The organism is Campylobacter majalis (assembly GCF_905120465.1).
In the GTDB taxonomy this organism is placed as follows: Bacteria; Campylobacterota; Campylobacteria; order Campylobacterales; family Campylobacteraceae; genus Campylobacter_A; species Campylobacter_A majalis.
On sequence record NZ_CAJHOF010000002.1, the window covers coordinates 96,480 to 115,916 of the forward strand.

Below are 19,437 nucleotides of genomic sequence, written 5' to 3' on the forward strand. Positions count from 1 at the left end.
TATTAGTTTTATTGGTAATTTTTAGTGCCAATATCTATCTAAAATGGCGAGAATATCAAGACTTTTTGGAACTAAATGAGCATGAAATAGTTGCCAAAATACAGCGTGATTATTTTAAAAGAAACAAAAATGGCAACAAATACAGAGTTTTGCTCTTAGATGCTAAAAAATACTCTTTTTATACTGTTGCTACTAAAAATACTAAAATTTCAGATTATGTAAGAGTTGAAATTTTTACCCTTGATGTGACGTTTGCTAGTTATTTAAAAGGTAGATTTTATATGCCAACATCTAAAATTTCTAGCATAAATTTAGCAAAAAACACAAAAGACAAAGCTATAAATTTCATCGCTTCACAGCATCAAAATAGTAAAATTTCAGAGTTTTACACAGCTTTGTATTTTGCTGAGCCTATTTCATCTGAGCTTAGAAGCGAGATTACAAAATGGGGTGCATCGCATTTGATTGCTATTAGCGGATATCATTTGGGTTTTATTTTGAGCGTGTTTTATCTGTTTTTAATGCCTGCTTTTAAGATGATTTATGCTAGATTTTGTCCTTGGCGCAACTTTAAGATAGATATTTTTTGTATATCATTGCTATTTTTAAGTGGTTACTTTTTGATTTTAGGCGTTGTGCCTAGCTTTTTTAGGGCATTTGTTTTGGTGCTTATAGGATTTTATTTTGCTTATAAAAATATTAAAATTTTAAGTTTTGAGACACTTTTTATAGTTGTTGCAATTTGTATATGTGTTTATCCGTCTTTGATTTTAAATATTGGATTTTATCTGTCTGTTATGGGCGTTTTTTATATATATTTATATTTGCATCATTTTAGAGATGTTTGTGGGAAAATGGCTCATATTTTTTGTCTAAATATCTATATGTTTTTTGTAATGCAAGTTTGTGTATTATACTTTTTTCCTCTTATTAGTTTTCAACAATTTGGTGTTTTGGGGTTAAATTTCGTATTTTTGTTGTTTTATCCTATAAGTGTGCTTTTGCATATTTTTGGATATGGTTGGCTTATGGATGAGATATTGTTAAAATTTCTTGCTACGGATTTAAACCATGTAAATGCCGAAATTTCAACATTTGAATTTATTGTTTATAATATTTTAAGCATATTTGCTATCAGATCAAAATTTTTAAGCATTACTGTTTTGTTTATTGGCATTTTGACATTTTTGTTTTTGCTCTAAATAACTAGCTATTTTAAGCCCATATAAAAAAATAATCCACGACACATATACCCACAGTATAAAAAACAACATAACTGAAAATGAACCATAAATGCTTGAGTATGTTTTGTTGCTCATAGCATAATAAACAAATGCACTTTTTCCTAGATACCACACCAGTGAGCCTACAAATGAACCAATTAGTGCATTTTTAAAACGCATAGGTTCGCTTACGCTTATTAGATAAACCACGCAAAACATTATCCAAATCACAAGATATGGAAAGACACTTAAGAAATTCAAGCCACTTGTGTATTGGTTTGAATTTAGTAAATTTTGAATTAAATTAGACAGATAAAAGCTAAGAGCAAGTCCCATTGGAGCCAGCGTTAAAAGTGTCCAGTATGAACTAACCAGGCTCCATAAGCTTCGTTTTTTTGCTTTTGTTATTTTTAAGATTATCCTTTCATATTGTGTAAAAAACATTGTGCTTGTAAAAACAACAGCGACAAAGCCCATGATGCCTAAATTTACACTATTTTTCATAAAATTTTGCAAATATTTGCTCATAACATCTTGATGCGTTGGAAGCATTGAGTTAAAGATAAATTCTTCTATTTTTGAATAATATTCTGTAAAAACTGGCATTTGTGTAAATAACGAAAGAGTGATTAAAAGAAGTGGGATAATTGACATAATTGTATGAAAGCTAAGACTAGAGGCATACATGTTTATATTGTTGTCTTTTATGTCTTTTAAAATTTTAATATATTTTTTGCATTTTTCTTTCATTTTTATCCTTTTGTTTTTACGATTAAATTATTTATGATTAACTTATTATCTAGTTCGTATTCATAAATTATTTGTCCAAATTTATTTAAGGCATCGTTTAAACTCACACCATATTTGCAAAATTCTAAAATTTCATCTTTTTCTTTGAGCTTTAAAATATAGTTTGATTTAAATTTCATAGCAAACTCATCTATATCATCTATTAATGTCGCCTTGCCATCTTTTAATAGCTTATTTGTTCCATTGCTTTCATTGTATCGTTGTGGCAATACATAAATTGGCACTCCGATTTCATGGGCTATTCTTGCACTTTGCATTGAACCGCTATTTATATCGGCTTGTGCGATTACAAGTGCTTTGCTAAGTGCAACAACTATGCGATTTCGCTCTAAAAACTGATGCTGTAATGGTGTTTTGTCTGGCTCATATTCGCTTATAGCTAAAGCATTTTGATTGATTTGTGATAGTATTTTGGAATTTGTGCGAGGGTAGAGTATATTTAGCCCATTTGCATAAACGGCTATAGTGTATGGATATGCTGCTTCATGTGCTGTGATATCTACGCCTAATGCACCACCACTAACTACGCAAACACTATAGCTTTTTAAAGCATAGGCTAGATTTTGAACCATATTTTTTGTATATGCTGATGCTTTGCGTGAGCCAACTATTGCGACTTTATTCATGCTAAGTAAATTTTTATTGCCTAGGTAATTTAGTTTTTTGGGTGGATTTTTTAATCTTTTTAAGTCGTCTGAAAGCTCATCTAGGTTTATTAAATTCATTCGTAATACTTTATGATTTCGTTTAAATATACAACATCAACATTTTTTATAATATGATCCTTGTTTTGATTAATTATTTGCATTGTATTTTTTCTAGGATGAGCGATTGCGATAGCATAACCGTATTTTTTGGCTTTGGCGATTGCATTATCAAGTTGTGCTTTTATGTTTTGTAGCTCATTTGAGTCATCTAAAAATATATCTCTTGATATATAAGGATTGTTGTATTTTTTTGCAATTATTGGCACTTGTGTGTCTGCACTTGTGCGTGAATCTACAAAAATAAACCCATATTTGTTTAATGCCTTATATAGTCTATCCATCGCTGTTTGATTTGATGTAAATTTACTGCCAGTATGATTGTTTATATATTTTACGTTTTTAAAATCTTGCTTAATTTGTGATATTTTTTTATCGATGCTATCATAACTCTCATCTGTTTTTATTGTTGTTGGCATTGGATTTTTATCGAACTTTGCTTGCAGTGGAAGATGTATCATATAAAATTGAAAATCACGTGCTAAAGATGGTGTGTTTGGCGATGCAGTAGTTTTTGGAAAAAAGGATGGCGTTAGCTTAAGTCCAGTTTTTTGTATCATTTTTACATGTTCTTTTGTGGCTACATCATCTATTATTATTACAAGCTTTGGTTTTTCACCTTTTATATGTTTTTTTATATCTTTTTTTTGTTGTTTTGAGTCTTTTTTGCTCTCTTTTTGGTTTTGTTTTGGTTTTTCCTTGCTTATGTTGCTATCTTGTTTTTCTTGAGTTATTGTTGGTTTTATTATGTTTTCTTGTTCTGTTTTATTTGTGTTATTGTTTTCAAATTTTGGTTTTTTTGATACGTTTGTATCGGCTATAATTATTTTATCTTTTGATGGCGAAATTTGCTCTTTTTTGATTTCTGGTATTTTTAGCTCTTGTTTTGATTTTTCAGGATTTTGTTGTGATTTATATATGATTTTTGTCTGCTCTTTTTGCACATTTTTATCACTTTGTGTTTTTTGTTGTTTGTTTTGTGTTTGTGTTGATAGAGCGACTGTTTCATCTTTGTTTTTTGGGTCTGTAAAAATTTTAGTTAAATTTTCATCTTTGCTAAAACTGATATTTTTTTTGAAATTTTGCTTATTATTTTCTGATTTTGTTTCGTTTTGACTTAGCTTTTGTATATTTTCATTTACTATTATTGTTTCGTTTTGTTTTGGGGTAACACTATAAAAATGTGAAAAAGATAGCACAAAAAGTCCTACTAAGCCCAAAGTTACTAAGGATAAGATAATGTATGTTTTTAGGCGTCCATTTAAGCCTTTAGTGCTTTTTTTAGGACGCCTTTTTGTTGTGGATTTTGCCAAGGTTTAGTTTTTGTTTTGATCTATTAGTTTGTTTGCACCAATCCATGGCATCATCGCACGAAGTTTTTTTCCGGTTTTATTTAATAGGCTTCTTTCGGCAATGCCACGCTCAGCGTTCATTCTAGCATATCCTGTTGTTTTTTCAAGGACGAAATTTTTAGCAAAAGTGCCATTTTGAATCTCTTTTAAAATTTCCTTCATTGCCTTTTTGCTATCTTCGTTTATAACGCGAGGACCGCTTACATAATCACCGTATTCAGCAGTGTTTGAGATAGAGTAACGCATATCAGCCATGCCACCTTGATACATTAAATCAACAATTAGTTTTAGCTCATGCAAACACTCAAAATATGCCATTTCAGGCTCATATCCAGCTTCTACTAGCGTTTCAAACCCAGCATTTACTAACGCACAAAGTCCGCCACATAATACCGCTTGTTCGCCAAATAGATCGGTTTCTGTTTCATCTTTAAATGTAGTCTCAATGATTCCAGTTCTGCCACCACCTATTGCACAAGCATAGCTTAGAGCTATCTCTTTTGCTTTGCCGCTTGCATTTTGTTCTACTGCTATTAAGTCTGGAATACCACCGCCATTTACAAATTCATTTCTTACTGTGTGTCCTGGTGCTTTTGGAGCGATCATAATTACGTCAATATTTTCTGGTGCTTTAATTTGTCCAAAATGGATATTAAATCCGTGTCCAAATGCGATTGCTGCACCATTTTTTAGATTTGGTTCGATCTCGTTTTTGTAAATTTCAGCTTGGAACTCATCTGGAGTTAGTATCATAACTACATCAGCTATTTTTGTAGCCTCAGCGACTGTCTTTACTTCAAAGCCTTTTGCTTCAGCCTTACCCCAGCTTTTTCCGCCACGTGCAAGTCCAATTACGACATCTACTCCACTATCACGTAAATTTTCGGCATGTGCGTGACCTTGTGAGCCAAAGCCTATAACGGCTACTTTTTTACTCTTGATGATGCTTAAATCACAGTCTTTGTCATAATAAACAGTTACTGCCATTTTAACTCCTGTTATGAAAATTAATTCGTGATTATACATATATTCATCTCAAATATCGCTGAAATATTTAAATTTAATTAATTTAAGTTTTGTTTAGATAAAATGCGATAAAAATTTTATAGCAAAAAGAAGAAAAGATGAATGACTCTATTTATAGTAAGATAAAAACACTTCCACCACTTGATGATACAGTGATAAGGGTTCAACAAATTTGCTCTGATGAAAATAGCTCCATAAATGACCTAACAAAGGTAATAGAAAAAGACCCAATGCTTACTGCCAACATATTACATTCTGCAAATTCTCCACTTTATGGGTTTTCTAAAGAGGTAACAACGGTTGCTCGTGCGATATCGCTTTTTGGTATGGCAACTGTGCGTGGATTTGCACTAGCTAGTGCTATTAAGAGAAGTTTTTCTATAAATCTTGATCCTTATCTTATCACATCTCATGATTTTTTAAATATCTCGATGATGCAAAATGCATTGATGTATAATTGGTATACAAAAATTAAACCAAAAGACTTAGAGATATTATCCCCAGCATCGTTTATGCTAGAAGTTGGAAAGATAGTAATGGCAAAAGAGATACTTGAGAGCGGTTTTGATGTAGATTTTAAATCAAAAATAAAAGAACTTACTCATCCAAGTGATTTAGTGATGCTTGAGAGTGATTTTTTGCAAATAACAAATGAAGAGATAACGGCTAAAATTTTTGAACAATGGAATTTAGAGAGTGAGTTGGTTGGTGCCATATTATACTCAAATGAGCCTGATGATGCTCCAAAGCACATTAAGGATTACGCAAGGGCGTTAAAAGTAGTTAAAACTGCTATAAATATATTTAATCAAATCGATGAAGTAAGCATACAAAATACACTTCCGCTGCTTGATGAGTATGGTTATGATCATGATACGTTTTTAATGGCAACTGCAAAAGTCAAAGATAATCTGTGAAAGATTTTTTATACTCCCTTTTAAATGGCGTGTTTGAAAGGGAAATCTCAAACGAAAACAAGCAAATTCTTAGGAACTTAATCAATCTAAAAGCCGTGAGCGAACACAAAGGAAAATTTTATCTAAATAATGGCTTTGTGTGCGGAAAACTAGATATATCAAGTAATGGCACTGGGTATTTAATAGCATACGATGAACGCTTCAAACAAGATCTAATAATAGAAAATAAAAACTTAAATAATGCACATTTTGGCGATATAGTTTTAGCTAGAATTTTACGCACTAAAAAATCAAGAGTAAATGCTAAAGTGGTGCAAAGCTTAAAATTAGCCAATGAAACAAGTCTTGTCTATACGAAACAGTTTGGTCAAGCCGTGCTTGGGGTAAGTTTAAAAACTGGACTTAGCATAGCATTAAAAGCGACGCAAAAGAGCCTAAAGTTGCTTCAATTTGGGACTTTGCTAAAAATAAATAATGTAAATAATGAGATAATTGAAGTAATTGGCAATATAAACGATCCAAAAAGTGATGAGAAAATTTCATTAGCGACTTATAATAAAAACGATAAATTTTCAGATGAATGCGAGAATGAGGCTAGGGCGTGGGGCGACGTAGTCGATCCTAGTATGTATCCAGATAGAGTGGATTTACAAGATTTGGATTTTGTGACAATTGATCCAGTTGATGCAAAAGATTTTGATGATGCTATATATTTTGACGAAAAAAATCGTCAAATTTATATTGCAATTGCCGATGTAAGCGAGTATGTAAGTGCGTATAATAGCATAGACAATGAAGCCAAAAATCGTGGTTTTTCTATATATTTTCCACACAAATCAGTGCCAATGTTGCCAAGGGCATTGAGTGAGAATATATGTTCGCTTAAACCAAATGAGCCAAGACTAGCTTTTTGTTTTAAAATTTCATTAGATGAAAATTTAAATGTAGTAAAAGAGGATTTGATAGAGGCGATTATACTATCAAAAAGACGTTTTAACTACGATGAGATCGATGAAATTTTAAAAGGCAATCAAAAAAGTGAAATTTCATGGATTAAGCCGCTTTATAATGTGACTAAAATTCTACGCAAAAGACGACTTAAAACGGCATTTGATTTTCGCACAAATGAACTTAGAATGAGTTTGGATGATGACGAAATGATAAAGGCTACAAGGTTTGAAACTGATACTAGTTCTCATCAACTTGTTGAGGACTGTATGCTATTAGCAAATGTTGCCGCGGCAAAACGCATAAGAAAGGGTGTTTTTCGCAATCATACTCCACCAGATTTAAAAAAGATATATAACCTACTTGATGACTTGGCTACGCTTGGACTTGAGTATGTTTATGAGAGTGATTTGGCAAATTTAATCAGAAAAATACAAATAAAAGCCGATGAAATGGGCATAAGAGAAGAGGTTGATAAGCTAATTATCAAAGCACAAAAAAAAGCAGAATATGCTAGTGAAAATTTGGGTCATTTTGGACTTGGTTTTGATAGATATACTCATTTTACAAGCCCTATTAGAAGGTATTCTGATCTGATTTTACACAGACTTCTAAAAGCAAATTTAAAAAAAGATGAGAAATTTTATAATTATTTGCTTTTAAATATCTCAAATACTTGCGTAAGTTTAAGTGAGCTTGAGCGAGAAGCTGACAAGGTTGCGTATGATTTTATGGATAGAAAATTTGCTAGATGGGCGTCTGAAAATATAGGCAAAATCGTAAAATGCTATGTCGTTGAAAATCAAAATATTTTAATTGCTAAATTAGATGATGAATTAAAAGGAGCTAGGATATTTGTCGCAAATTATTATGCACCGCTTTTAAGCGAAATTTATATACAAATAATACAAGCTGACATAGCAACTGCTAAAATTTTTGGCAAAGTGTATAAAGATGTATAGAAGCGATCTAGATAGGCTTTTGCAGACCAAAACTATCGCAAATCATTTTTTTTTGTTTGGGGTTGATGAGTATCAAATAGAGAGCTATGGTAGTGAAATTTCGGCTCTTTATAAGAGCGAAAATACAAATGTTTTAGTACAGTATTTTGATGAGTATGATTTTGCTAGGGCTAAGTCACATCTATCGGAAATGTCGCTTTTTGGTGATGAAAATTTACTTCATATAAAAACAGATAAAAAAATACCATCAAAAGAGTTAAAAGAGCTAGTTGATATATGCAAGCGCGATAATGGTGCGAAATTTTTGCTTGAGATTTATGATAGCGATGCAAAGCTAGTTAGTGAAACCGCACGTATCTTTGGTGTAAATTTTGCAAGATTTTTTAAGCCATCAAATCAAAATGAAGCGATAACTTTACTTGCAAATCATGCTAGAAAAATTTCACTAAATATTACACAAAGTGCCTTGTATGAGATCTATTTTATACACAATGAAAATTTATATCTTTGTGTGGCAGATTTAAATAAACTAAAAAACTTAGATATTGATATTGATCAAAATATTGTAAAAAATCTTGTAAGCGGACTTAGCAGTGTGCCTTTTGAGACATTTTTTAATAAAATTTTATCAAATAAAGATATTAGAGATGATTTTTTTGATATTATTTGCGAAGCATCTTTTAATGAAATAATGTTTATAAATGCCTTATACTCAGCATTTTATAGACTATTTAAGCTTCATACATATATTAAGATACATGGAAAATTTGATATAAAACAAGTACTTGGATATACTCCGCCAACCCACATAATAAACCAATTAAAACAGCAATCTTTGTCGATAAGTTTAAATAAATTTCAAGATATTTTTGTTACGTTAAATGCAGCTGATTTTGACATAAAAACAAAGCCAAGTATAGATAAATCAAGCTATCTTATATCTGTGCTTTTGCGTTTGCAAAATATTATTTCAAGAAAAAATTAAGCAATATAAAGATATAATCCCAAGTTGCTTATTTTAAGCATCCTTGCCTGTTTTAATCCAAGTCAAAATAGGCTAAATATCCACAAGGAGAAAACATGAGACATTATGAGCTTTTATTCATCCTAAAGCCAACGCTTACAGAGGAAGAAGTAAAGACTAGAGTTGATTTCGTAAAAGAAGTCATTACAAAAAATGGTGGCGAAATAGCTACTGTTGTAGAGATGGGAACTAGAAAACTAGCATATACCATCGAAAAATACGAGCGTGGAACATATTTTGTAATCTATTACAAAGCGCCTCCGGCACTACTAGCTGAGCTAACAAGAAATGTTAGAATCAGTGAAGATATCATTAGGTTTTTAAGCGTAAAATATGAAAACAAACGCGAAATTGCTGCATGGGAAAGACTATGTAAAGGTATAAGACAAACAATCAAAAAAGAGAGTCGTGAGCCACGTGAGCCAAAAGCACCACGTGAGCCAAAAGCTGAAAAAATAGACGAAAAAACCTTCACACAAGAATAAGGATAAGCGATGTTTAATAAAGTAGTTTTAGTAGGAAACTTAACACGTGATATCGAACTAAGATATACAACAAACGGTTCTGCTATTGGCAATACCGGAATAGCAGTAACTAGACGTTTTACTACAAACGGCGAAAAACGTGAAGAAACATGCTTTATTGACATCTCATTTTTTGGAAAACAAGCCGAGATAGCAAATCAATACTTAAACAAGGGCAGTAAGCTTTTAGTTGAAGGTCGTTTGAAATTTGATCAATGGACGGATAATAACGGACAAAACAGAAGCAAGCACAGCATAGTTGTAGAAAATATGGAAATGCTAGGTGGCACACAGCAAGGTGGGGCAAGTCAAGGTTTTGGAAATAATCAGGCTAATTTTGGCTACAACAATCAAAATAGCTACAATCAAGGTAGTTATAATCAGCAAGGTTCTAATTTTAATAGCCAAAACAATCAAAGACAAAATAGCTCAAACTATAATCAAAATAGACAACAACAAAATGATTATATGCAAAGCGCCCCTGAAATTGACGTCGATAAATATGAAGACGAAACTATACCGTTTTAAAAAAGGATAAAAAAATGGCAGAAAAAAGAAAATATTCACGCAAATATTGCAAATATACAGAGGCTAAGATTGATTTTATAGACTATAAAGATACTTCACTGTTAAAGTATTGTTTATCAGAAAGATTTAAAATCATGCCAAGACGCTTAACTGGCACATCTAAAAAGTATCAAGAAATGGTAGAAAAAGCAATAAAACGTGCAAGACACGCAGCTATCATACCATACATTGTGGATCGCAAGGATGTAGTTGCAAATCCATTTGAAGGATTATAATTAAGATTTTGCTTAAATCCAAAGTTTATTGGATTTAAGCAGATATGCACTTTGTTATGGTATAGTTTTTTTTGAGTGAGTTGGATTTAAAACTATTTTACTAATTTAATTTAATCATATTTTATCTACGATACTTATAAGAGTTTAATGTTGATATAAAATTTAACTTCGCTATATTGATTGCTTTATTAAGAAATAGTGTAATACAAAACTATCTTTTTTGTCCATTTAAATTTTCTTATTTTATGCTTTAACTACTTTCTTTTTATTTGTATTAGCAAATTAAGCAAAACCAAAAAATCTTAATTTTGTTTATATGGTTTTTGCTATTTATTTCTTGTTAAAATTTAACAAGCCTTTGTTTTTTAATTAATCAAATCATCATAAATCTTTTGCTGTATCAGAGTAAAATACAGAGTTTAAAAGTTTTTAATATTTGCACAGTATAGACAAATAACTCATTTGTGAAGTAGTTTTAACTAAATTATTTCTTTTAAGACTCTCTTGTAAAGCAGCGAATGTAAGCGAAATTAATTTGAATCAATTTAACTTAACCCTATTTTCTATTATCAATTTTAGTAAAATTTGATAGAGATTTTCGCAAGTTTTAAATCTAAGCTCACACTCTTTTAAGTGCAACAAAAAGTTATCTCTTTTTGTGCCTTTAAATTTGCTTAATCTATGCTTTGCAAAAGCACAAAAACTCTCTATTGCATTTATATGATTTTACCATTTGCAAACTTGTTCTTACAGTGTTTAACTCTATAATGAGTCTTAGCGCCATAATCAACCAAGCCATTATAAGTTTTTTAAGTATTACTAAAAATAATTAAATATTCAAGCTCTAAATACTCTAAAAGCTCACTTGCCGAGCAATTTTTAACAATTTCACAGAAACATTTTTTGCTTTGCAAAAGCACTTCGTTTGTTTTATAGAAACATCAGCTACGCCGAACGCGTTATACTTGTTTTCTAAAAGAGAGTGCTAAAGCACAAGAAAGAAACCTGTCTCGTTTTATCCGCCATCGCTTCCGCTTGACCTTGGTTGCTATCATCATTCTTTGGGGCTTGAGAAGTTTTCAAGGAAACATTTTACTTCGTAAAACGCTACGCTTGTTTTGAAGAAACATCGACTACGCCGAACGCTACGCTTGTTTTGCAAATTCATTTTTGCAATGTTTTACTATGTAATAAGCTTTTACACCGTAATCAACAATTCGTTTGCAAAACAGTTTTTACTAAACCTTGCCATTTCTTTTTAAAAGTCCAGATACAGCTTGTTTTGCCACTAGCTGTGCGACATCTTTTATCGCACACTATTTTTGCTTTGAAATAACTCTCATTAATTTTTTATTTCATCACTAAATTTACTTGCTTTCTCGTGCTTTTTTGCCATTAATGCAAATTTGCTTAAAAATTTTGCATAAATTAAATTCTGAAATTAAATAAATTTAGAAATTTTGCAGATTTTAAATCAGTATAGAACAAGCGAAGTGCTCACGAAGTGATGTTTGTTTAAAACTTCTCAAGCCCCAAAGAATGATGGTAGCGACAAAAGCCAAGCGAAGCACTCGGCATAAAAACTTCCATTAAACCAAAGAATGAGAGCAGTAATCGTAAAAGAAAATCAAACTAATCAAAGCGGTGGTGAAGTGATGTTTTTTAAAATTTCTCAATCTTAAAAAATAAAAGCAAAAAGGGTAACAAACGCAGTAAGATAAGTTTTGTGGGTGACAAAGCGGGCAAATACGGATTTTACTACTAGCTTAACGCACTAGTTTGGTTTTAAAATAACTCTTATTTATTTTATCTCTTTACAAAGTTTAGTTTGTTTTTACACTCTCTTGCTATTAATTTTTTAATAAACTTTGCCTTGAAATTCCTATAAATTTGCAATCTTATTACCTTTAAATCTCTACTAAAATACTTTATAATTTTTAAATTTTTATATATTTTATCATTATCGCAATAATTAAAAGCTTTTTGGCAATAAGCACATTTGCTAGTTTTTGCCTATTATTGTCACTATTTTTAAATATCATCTAAATAGTTTTAAGCTTACAAAAGCAAATTTTATCGGCAATCTTTATTACAAAACTAGCAACTATCAAGCTTTTTGTATATTGCACCTCTTTTATAAATTTTCGGCTATCTCAAGCACTTCAAAATACTCATTTTCCAATCTCTCAAGCTCAACTTTTTTCTTCTCAAGCTCATCATTTATCACGACTATGCCTACTTTTTGGTAAATTTCAGGATTGCTTAAATCATTTTGCAAAGACGCTATTTCACTTTCTAAACGCTCTATTAAATCTGGGTATTCGTTTAAAATTTTGCTTTGTTTATAGCTTAATTTAGAATTTGTTTTTTGCTTACTTGTTGCTTGCTGACTAGTTGATATTTCACGCTCATACTCATTTATTTCGCCAAGCTCATCTTCTAGCTCAAGATAAGCACTATACTCATTATGCACGACTTCTATCTCTTTAGCATGAAATACCCAAAGCTTTGTTGCTATTTTATCAACAAAATATCTATCATGGCTGACAAATATAATAGCTCCAGTAAAGCTAAGCAAATACTCCTCAAGTATATTTATAGTAGCTATATCAAGGTCATTTGTTGGCTCATCAAGCACTAGCACATCATACTCTTTGGTAAATAAAAGCGCAAGTGCAACTCTGTGCTTTTCGCCACCACTTAACACACCAACTGGCTTATCTAAAAACTCCTTTGGAAACAAGAAATTTTTAAGATAGCCATAAACATGCATATTTCGCCCACGCACTTGCACGATATCGCCACCATTTGGACAAAAAATCTCAATCAAGCTCTTATCATCACTTAGTTCTGAACGCATCTGGTCAAAATACCCTATACGCACATCTCCACGCTTTATCTCGCCCTTAGTTTGTTTTAGCTCATCTAACATGATTTTTATAAGTGTGCTTTTGCCACTGCCATTTCGTCCAACTATTGCTATTCGTTCGCCTTGAAGCACTCTTGCATTAAAGCCCTCAAATAAGCATTTCTCACCCATTGTCATGCCAAGATTTTTGATCTCAAAAAGCATTTTTTTACGGTTTTGATTTAATCCGCCATGATTAAAACTCTTAACCGCTCTTTCAAGCTCAAGCTTAACCCTGCGTATAATGCCAGGATTTTTCTTAGCCTCCTCACGCATAGCCAAAACTCGCTCTTTACGCCCTTCGTTGCGCTTTAAACGAGCCTTTACGCCACGTCTTAGCCACTCCTCTTCACTTTTTAATTGCTTTAAAAGTGTCTCATGAGTTTTTGCTAGACTTTGCAAAATTTCTTGTTTTTTGGCTATATAATACGCATACCCACCATCAAAACTACGTATCTTGCACTCATCTATATCAATGCTTCTTGTCGCAATAGCATCTATAAAATAACGATCATGAGAGATGAATAAAATAGTTTGCTTTGAGTTTTTAAGCATATTTTCTAAAAACCTAACCATATAAACATCAAGATGGTTTGTAGGCTCATCAAGTAACAAAATATCTGGTTTTTTTAGTATCAAAGCACCAAGCGCAACACGGCGTATCTCGCCACCACTTAGACTGCTTACTAGTCGGTTTTCATACTCTTTTAAGCCAAATTGCACCAAAACCTGTTCTATGCTTCGCTCGATATCCCAACCATCTTTTGATTCTATAAATTTATATAAGGCCTCGGCACGAGCATGAAGTTCAGTATTTTCAGGCTCACTATCAAATCTTTGTGTGATTTTAGCATACTCATCACGTGCGTTAAATATATGCTTTAGCTCGTCATTTAATGCATCTTTTACACTTAAACAATCATTAAATTTTGGAGACTGAGATAGCATTTCTACATTTATATCACCTTGACGAATAACACGTCCGCTATCGACATCATATTCACCACTTACGATTTTCATCAAAGTGCTTTTGCCACCACCATTTTTTCCGATGATAGCTACTCGCTCACCCTCGTGCAAACTAAAGTTAGTCTCTTTTAAAATTTCATTACTGCCAAATTTCTTGCTTATTTGTATTAAGTCAATGAGTGCCAAAATATCCCCTTGAATTTAAAGGAGATATTTTAGCAAAATGAGTATTTAAATTTGATAAATTAAACCAATTTAAAACCAATTGGTATAGTTATGCGATAGTCAATATCAAGCTTAGGAAAGTCTTTACTAGCTTTTTGTATGGTATTTATCACACTTTCATCAAGGCTTGTATATCCAGAGCTTTTAATTATCTGTATGTCACCTACACTACCATCTTTTTTATATATAAATCTCACTTCAGCTATGCCTTGCTGACGCATTTTTTGTGCATTTTTAGGATATTTTTTATGTTTTTCTATCGCTTTTCTAATTTTGCCAAAATTCTCATCTCCAGCCGAACTTTGCAGATTAAACTCGCCTATTGTAGGTGCTGTTGCTTGTTTTGCAACTGGTCCAGGAGTAGCATTTACTGGAGGTGCTGGTGGCGAAGGCGGAGCTGGTGGAGTTGGTTGCTCTTTGGCAACGATTGGTTCAGGCATTGGCTCTGGTTTTTTAGCGACTTTCTTTAAAGGATCTGGTTTTTTCTTTGGTTTTTCTTTTTTGACTATTGGTTCAGGTGGCGGTGCTGGTGGCGTGACTATAGGCTCAGGTGGTGCAACAGGTGGCGTAATCTCAGGTGCTTGCACTGGTGCAGTGACTGGCTTATAGACATTTAGACTTATCTTTATTGGTGCATCTTCTACTGGCTTTACCAGTACAAACGGATTATGAAAAATAAAAAAATAAACCGCTGCTGAATGCAATAAAAAAGATATTGCAAAGCCGCTGGCATTAGCCGCTTTACTCTGTGAGTGTTGAGATTGCAAAGTTCTCATGACCTTTTCCCTTTAAAACATCTATGATCTTGACAAAATTATCAAATTTTGCATTTTTGTCACTTCTTAGTTCTATTAAAGTTTTTATATCCACTTCTGTAAGTTTTGTTTTTAACTCTTCTTCATTCACTTCAACATCATCTACAAAAAATTTATCATCTTTATCAACGACGACAACCATCTTTTTATCATCTTCTTTGTCTTGTTGCGATGATTCAGCACTAGGCAAGTCTATTTGAATTTTGCCCTGTGCGATAAATGTAGATATAGAAAGCACAATAGCAAGCAAAACCAGCATAATATCTATAAACGGAACGACATTTAGCCCGTCTTTTTTATTTAGTCTCATTTAATGCCTTATATCTATTTAAGATAACATCAACTTTTCTATTAAAGCCATTATAAATCATAAGTGTAGGAATAGCCACCATTAGACCTATCGCAGTAGCTTTAAGTGCTAATGATAGACCCACCATTATACTCTTAGTATCTATGCCACCAGCCATACCCATATCGTAAAATGTAACCATAATACCAGCAACCGTTCCAAGTAGTCCAATATATGGAGCATTTGAATAGATAATATAAAGCGTAGTCAAATTCTTTGTAAGAGCCTCTTCTAGTGCATCATAACTAGAAAATTTATTAATATCAACCTTAGAGTAATAAATAATACGTTCTATAGCATACCATACGACAATAAAACTCATAATCCCCAAAATAGCAATGATAATATGCTCAGCATTACTTTTGACAAAATCCATCTAAATCCTTTAATATTTTAGTATAACACTTATAGTTGTAATAATAACCGATGTCAATTAGTATCAAAATTAATAGCTAAATGATAATAAAAAGCTCAATTAAAATTAATATTTTATTAACAAGATAGATAACAACTACAAAATTTCGTGAAAATTTAGCACAATTATTATAAAATTTTTATAAAATCATTTACAATTGGCAATACAAAATGCGAATTTTAATAAAATTGATAGTAAGTATTAGCGACTAATATCCACAATGTTATAAATTTGTAAATATTTTATAATAAATTTATTTTATGTAAATACTCCTATTATATCGTTATTTACAGCATATATTACAATAGTGTATTTAAAATTTTATATTTTATATTTCATTTTTGTTTATAATTTATATATTATAATTCGAATTTAATAAATGAATATTAAAATCAATTTTTTAAAATAAGGAGTCATAAATGAAATTTGAACCAATCAAAATTTCATTAGTTGCATCGATATTTGTAAGCGTTGCATTTTCTAACCAAAACGTATCTCTTGATGCTATCGAAGTTACATCCACGGGGGGGGGTTATGCAAGTGTTGATGAATCAAAAATCACAACTCGCAACGCTACACTTTTAAGAGATGTTTTCCGTGATATTCCAGGCGTATATGTCGGTGGCACAAACGGAATGAATCAGAAAATTTACATGCGTGGCGTAAGCGATCGTGGTCTAAATATCACTATCGACGGTGCTAAACAAAACGGAAATACATTCCACCATAATGCAGATTTGCTAATAGATCCTGAGTTAATCAAAGCAGTTGAGGTTGAAGTAGGTTCAAAATCAGTTGTGCGTGGGGCTGGTGCACTTGGTGGCTCAGTAGCATTTAAAACAGTAGATGCGAGCGATTTGCTTGAAGATGGGCAAGACATCGGTGCTAAGCTAAAAATGGGCTATACAAGCAACAACGAGGGTTTTTCTCAAAGTGCTATGGTGTATGCTCGTGCACTTGAGAGCTTAGACTTACTTGCGGCGTTTAAACACTATGGGTATGATTTTAGCAAAGCTGGTAATCGCAAAAAATCAGGTGGAGATGGTAATGATATAAATTATCTATTTAAGGTTGGATATAGCTTTTTAGATTCTCATAAAATTTCACTTTCAAAAGAACATATGCAATACAAAGGTCAGTATCCTATGCGTGCAGAGTTTGGCTCATGGATAGATGGACAACTAGATAATAGAAAATATGAGCGTGATACTCATACTATAAAATACACCTACGCTCCAAATGAAAATTTTGAGCTTGATAATACCATATACCACACAAAACACCAACGCATAGGATCAACAAATAGCGGCGTAAAATGGGGCGTAGAGACAACTGGTGCTAAAATAGGTGCAAAGACAAAATTACAAACTGGAGATTTTGCTCACACTTTAAGGTATGGGTTTGATTACTATCAGAGCAAAAACTTTGTAAAACCAGGCAACAATACACCTGAAAAAGTAAATAACTATTCACTATATCTTGAAGATGCCATAAAATATGGCGACTTAACGCTAACACCAGGCGTAAGATACGAAAGACATGAGCTAAAAACATACAACGGAAAAACAGGAAATTTAAGCGGATATAAATATAAATTTAATGAAATTACTCCAGCTTTTGCACTTGATTATAACTTTGGATATGGATTTAGTGCATTTGCTAGTTATGCAAGAGTATTTAGAGGACCTGACGTCATGGAAAGCATGATGGCAAGTGGATCAAGTAGAGGCAAGGCACAAAACTGGGCTGCAAACGACTCATTAAAAGCCACAACAGGCGATGCTTATGAGATAGGTGCTAGATACAAAACTGAATTTTCACAAAACTCATCTTTTAGCTTTATGGCAAAATACTTTAACACAAAATATAAAAATCTAATAGTTGATAATAACGCAAACGCTGGAATAGTAGGATGCCCTAACGGACAAGGTGCACTTTGTAGGGTAAATGCCGGTGGTGCTACGATAGATGGAGTTGAGCTTTTTGCTAGATTATACCTTGATAATCTAAGCCTTGCAGCTGGATATACTCATCAAAAAGTTAAATATAAAGATAGAGTAGCTGTGACAACAAATGGTCGTGGTCGCGGCGGTGGCGGTGGCGGTGGCGGTGGCGGTCAAAAAACCACAAGCTACCTAACGTCAAACATCATAGGTTACCGCGATCAAGGCGATAAATATACATTTAATGCCGAATACACAATACCTCAAGCTGATTTATTGCTAGGATATAACTTGCTATTTTTTAAATCAAAAAATACAGTATCAGCAAGCGATTATAGTGGCAAAAATATAAAAATGCCAAGCTATGCAGTAAGCGATATTTACGCTACTTATATGCCAAGTTCAGGTCGTTTTAAAGGACTTGAGATAAATGCTGGACTATATAATATGTTTAATAAAACTTATGCTTCACACTCGCAAAGAACGGCTGATTATACAGGAGATAGCACAAGTATAGACTGGGAACCAGGCAGAAACTTTAAAGTAAGTGTTTCTTACAAATTTTAAATTTAAAGGGGTTATAATGCCCCTTTAATACGCTAAGATATTTTAATATCAAAACCACGAAATTTTATAAAAAATCTCAGTAAATTTATCTATAAACATCAAGATGATAATCACACAAAAGCTCACAAAAAGCACCATAAAATAGACTATAACAAAATGCAAATCAACGAATAAAGCGAAGTTATTCATAGGGATAACGTTTGAGTTATCATCTTGTAACGAGCGAAGCGAAGTTAAAAACCACCCCCAAACAAATTTAAGAAATCAAAACTAATAAGAGCCATTTTAAGGTCAAAGAGTATGCGATCGTGACAAGTAGCAAAACAAGCGAAGCGCTCACGAAGTGATGTTTGTTTAAAACAAGCGAAGCGTTCACGAAGCGATGTTTGTTTAAAACTTCTCAAGCTCAAAGGGCAAAAGTAGCAACTAAAGCCAAGCAAGGCGATGTTTGTTAAAATTTTTCAAACTAAAAAACGATGGTAGCAAACAAAGTAAAATTTACACATAACATCACAAAAAATATCATCTATTGTAATTATAGGCAAAGTAAAACAACTATTGTAAAACTATGAGTATCAACAAAATAGAAAATTTACCAAAATGACAAGAAATCTTAAGAATAAAAATTAATTCAAGCAAAATATCAAGACAATATAGCAAAGTCAAAGCATTTCAAAGCTTTGACGCAAATTAAACAAAGTTTTAACAAAAAAATAAAATCAACGCATTAAATTTACTTAGTCGATCTGTGAAGTGGGTGCTGATAATCATTTTTCTCGCATCCTGATAAAACGAACATGGAAAAAACAATCATAGCAAACAAAACAATCTTTTTCATCTTAATTCTCTTAAATTTTGATATAGCTTTTGATATTTTACAGTGTTTGATTAAA

16 protein-coding genes and 1 pseudogene are annotated in these 19,437 nt (G+C 32.2%); 8 read left to right on the forward strand and 9 right to left on the reverse strand.

Going from position 1 to position 19,437, the window contains the following annotated elements; all coding sequences use genetic code 11:
* Nucleotides 1-11: 11 nt before the first annotated feature.
* The gene (locus LQU93_RS01550; protein ID WP_229932127.1) at nt 12-1,202 is read left to right on the forward strand and encodes a ComEC/Rec2 family competence protein; all 1,191 of its coding nucleotides are present in this window, start codon (nt 12-14) and stop codon (nt 1,200-1,202) included.
* Here LQU93_RS01550 and LQU93_RS01555 read toward each other — a convergent pair.
* The 4 genes from LQU93_RS01555 to ilvC all read right to left on the reverse strand — a co-directional run bounded on the left by LQU93_RS01555 (nt 1,149) and on the right by ilvC (nt 5,136).
* A complete protein-coding gene (locus LQU93_RS01555) occupies nt 1,149-1,973 on the reverse strand; it encodes a YihY/virulence factor BrkB family protein (RefSeq protein WP_229932128.1) in 825 nt (274 codons plus the stop codon). The genes LQU93_RS01550 and LQU93_RS01555 overlap by 54 nt on opposite strands.
* Nucleotides 1,974-1,975: 2 nt before the next feature.
* Nucleotides 1,976-2,758, reverse strand: a complete 783-nt coding sequence (dprA, locus tag LQU93_RS01560) for a DNA-processing protein DprA (protein ID WP_229932129.1) — start codon at nt 2,756-2,758, stop codon at nt 1,976-1,978.
* The gene (locus tag LQU93_RS01565) at nt 2,755-3,996 is read right to left on the reverse strand and encodes a divergent polysaccharide deacetylase family protein (protein WP_229932130.1); all 1,242 of its coding nucleotides are present in this window, start codon (nt 3,994-3,996) and stop codon (nt 2,755-2,757) included. The genes dprA and LQU93_RS01565 overlap by 4 nt, the downstream gene beginning before the upstream one ends.
* Before the next feature lie 117 nt (nt 3,997-4,113).
* Nucleotides 4,114-5,136: a ketol-acid reductoisomerase gene (gene ilvC / locus LQU93_RS01570; RefSeq protein ID WP_229932131.1), complete on the reverse strand. Its 1,023-nt coding sequence runs from the start codon at nt 5,134-5,136 to the stop codon at nt 4,114-4,116.
* A gap of 137 nt (nt 5,137-5,273) precedes the next feature.
* Here ilvC and LQU93_RS01575 point away from each other — a divergent pair, with 137 nt between their 5' ends.
* The 6 genes from LQU93_RS01575 to rpsR all read left to right on the forward strand — a co-directional run bounded on the left by LQU93_RS01575 (nt 5,274) and on the right by rpsR (nt 10,353).
* Nucleotides 5,274-6,092 (forward strand): HDOD domain-containing protein, encoded by an 819-nt coding sequence (locus tag LQU93_RS01575; protein ID WP_229932132.1) that lies wholly within the window; start codon nt 5,274-5,276, stop codon nt 6,090-6,092.
* Nucleotides 6,089-8,002, forward strand: coding sequence for an RNB domain-containing ribonuclease (locus LQU93_RS01580; RefSeq protein WP_229932133.1), 1,914 nt, complete (start codon nt 6,089-6,091; stop codon nt 8,000-8,002). Before LQU93_RS01575 ends, LQU93_RS01580 begins: the two co-directional genes overlap by 4 nt.
* Nucleotides 7,995-8,987, forward strand: coding sequence for a DNA polymerase III subunit delta (gene holA, locus LQU93_RS01585; protein ID WP_229932134.1), 993 nt, complete (start codon nt 7,995-7,997; stop codon nt 8,985-8,987). The genes LQU93_RS01580 and holA overlap by 8 nt, the downstream gene beginning before the upstream one ends.
* A 95-nt stretch (nt 8,988-9,082) precedes the next feature.
* Nucleotides 9,083-9,511 (forward strand): 30S ribosomal protein S6, encoded by a 429-nt coding sequence (gene rpsF / locus LQU93_RS01590; protein ID WP_229932135.1) that lies wholly within the window; start codon nt 9,083-9,085, stop codon nt 9,509-9,511.
* Nucleotides 9,512-9,520: 9 nt separating this feature from the next.
* Nucleotides 9,521-10,078, forward strand: a complete 558-nt coding sequence (locus LQU93_RS01595; RefSeq protein WP_229932136.1) for a single-stranded DNA-binding protein — start codon at nt 9,521-9,523, stop codon at nt 10,076-10,078.
* Between the two features lie 14 nt (nt 10,079-10,092).
* The gene (gene rpsR / locus LQU93_RS01600; RefSeq protein WP_229932137.1) at nt 10,093-10,353 is read left to right on the forward strand and encodes a 30S ribosomal protein S18; all 261 of its coding nucleotides are present in this window, start codon (nt 10,093-10,095) and stop codon (nt 10,351-10,353) included.
* 540 nt (nt 10,354-10,893) lie between these two features.
* Here the strand turns inward: rpsR and LQU93_RS01605 are convergent.
* The 5 genes and pseudogenes from LQU93_RS01605 to exbB all read right to left on the reverse strand — a co-directional run.
* Nucleotides 10,894-11,273: pseudogene (locus LQU93_RS01605) on the reverse strand (IS1595 family transposase); the annotation flags it as partial.
* A gap of 1,214 nt (nt 11,274-12,487) precedes the next feature.
* Entirely contained in the window at nt 12,488-14,416 is a 1,929-nt protein-coding gene (gene abc-f, locus LQU93_RS01610) for a ribosomal protection-like ABC-F family protein (protein ID WP_229932138.1), read from the reverse strand.
* 59 nt (nt 14,417-14,475) lie between these two features.
* Entirely contained in the window at nt 14,476-15,231 is a 756-nt protein-coding gene (locus LQU93_RS01615) for an energy transducer TonB (RefSeq protein WP_229932139.1), read from the reverse strand.
* On the reverse strand, nt 15,197-15,580 hold the full coding sequence (exbD, locus tag LQU93_RS01620) for a TonB system transport protein ExbD (RefSeq protein ID WP_229932140.1): 384 nt from the start codon (nt 15,578-15,580) through the stop codon (nt 15,197-15,199). The genes LQU93_RS01615 and exbD overlap by 35 nt, the downstream gene beginning before the upstream one ends.
* Nucleotides 15,567-15,995, reverse strand: a complete 429-nt coding sequence (exbB, locus tag LQU93_RS01625; RefSeq protein WP_229932141.1) for a TonB-system energizer ExbB — start codon at nt 15,993-15,995, stop codon at nt 15,567-15,569. Before exbB ends, exbD begins: the two co-directional genes overlap by 14 nt.
* Nucleotides 15,996-16,453: 458 nt before the next feature.
* On the opposite strand from exbB, the gene LQU93_RS01630 reads away from it, so the two are divergent.
* Nucleotides 16,454-18,544 carry a TonB-dependent receptor domain-containing protein gene (locus LQU93_RS01630; RefSeq protein ID WP_229932142.1) on the forward strand — a complete coding sequence of 697 codons (2,091 nt, stop codon included), beginning with the start codon at nt 16,454-16,456 and terminating at the stop codon, nt 18,542-18,544.
* The last annotated feature ends 893 nt before the right edge of the window (nt 18,545-19,437 follow it).

Bases quoted from the DNA above. Each gene is read 5' to 3' on its own strand.
- LQU93_RS01555 (WP_229932128.1), bottom strand. From the start codon at position 1,973: ATGAAAGAAAAATGCAAAAAATATATTAAAATTTTAAAAGACATAAAA.
- dprA (WP_229932129.1), bottom strand. From the start codon at position 2,758: ATGAATTTAATAAACCTAGATGAGCTTTCAGACGACTTAAAAAGATTA.
- ilvC (WP_229932131.1), bottom strand. From the start codon at position 5,136: ATGGCAGTAACTGTTTATTATGACAAAGACTGTGATTTAAGCATCATC.
- LQU93_RS01575 (WP_229932132.1), top strand. From the start codon at position 5,274: ATGAATGACTCTATTTATAGTAAGATAAAAACACTTCCACCACTTGAT.
- holA (WP_229932134.1), top strand. From the start codon at position 7,995: ATGTATAGAAGCGATCTAGATAGGCTTTTGCAGACCAAAACTATCGCA.
- rpsF (WP_229932135.1), top strand. From the start codon at position 9,083: ATGAGACATTATGAGCTTTTATTCATCCTAAAGCCAACGCTTACAGAG.
- LQU93_RS01595 (WP_229932136.1), top strand. From the start codon at position 9,521: ATGTTTAATAAAGTAGTTTTAGTAGGAAACTTAACACGTGATATCGAA.
- rpsR (WP_229932137.1), top strand. From the start codon at position 10,093: ATGGCAGAAAAAAGAAAATATTCACGCAAATATTGCAAATATACAGAG.
- LQU93_RS01615 (WP_229932139.1), bottom strand. From the start codon at position 15,231: ATGAGAACTTTGCAATCTCAACACTCACAGAGTAAAGCGGCTAATGCC.
- exbD (WP_229932140.1), bottom strand. From the start codon at position 15,580: ATGAGACTAAATAAAAAAGACGGGCTAAATGTCGTTCCGTTTATAGAT.
- exbB (WP_229932141.1), bottom strand. From the start codon at position 15,995: ATGGATTTTGTCAAAAGTAATGCTGAGCATATTATCATTGCTATTTTG.
- LQU93_RS01630 (WP_229932142.1), top strand. From the start codon at position 16,454: ATGAAATTTGAACCAATCAAAATTTCATTAGTTGCATCGATATTTGTA.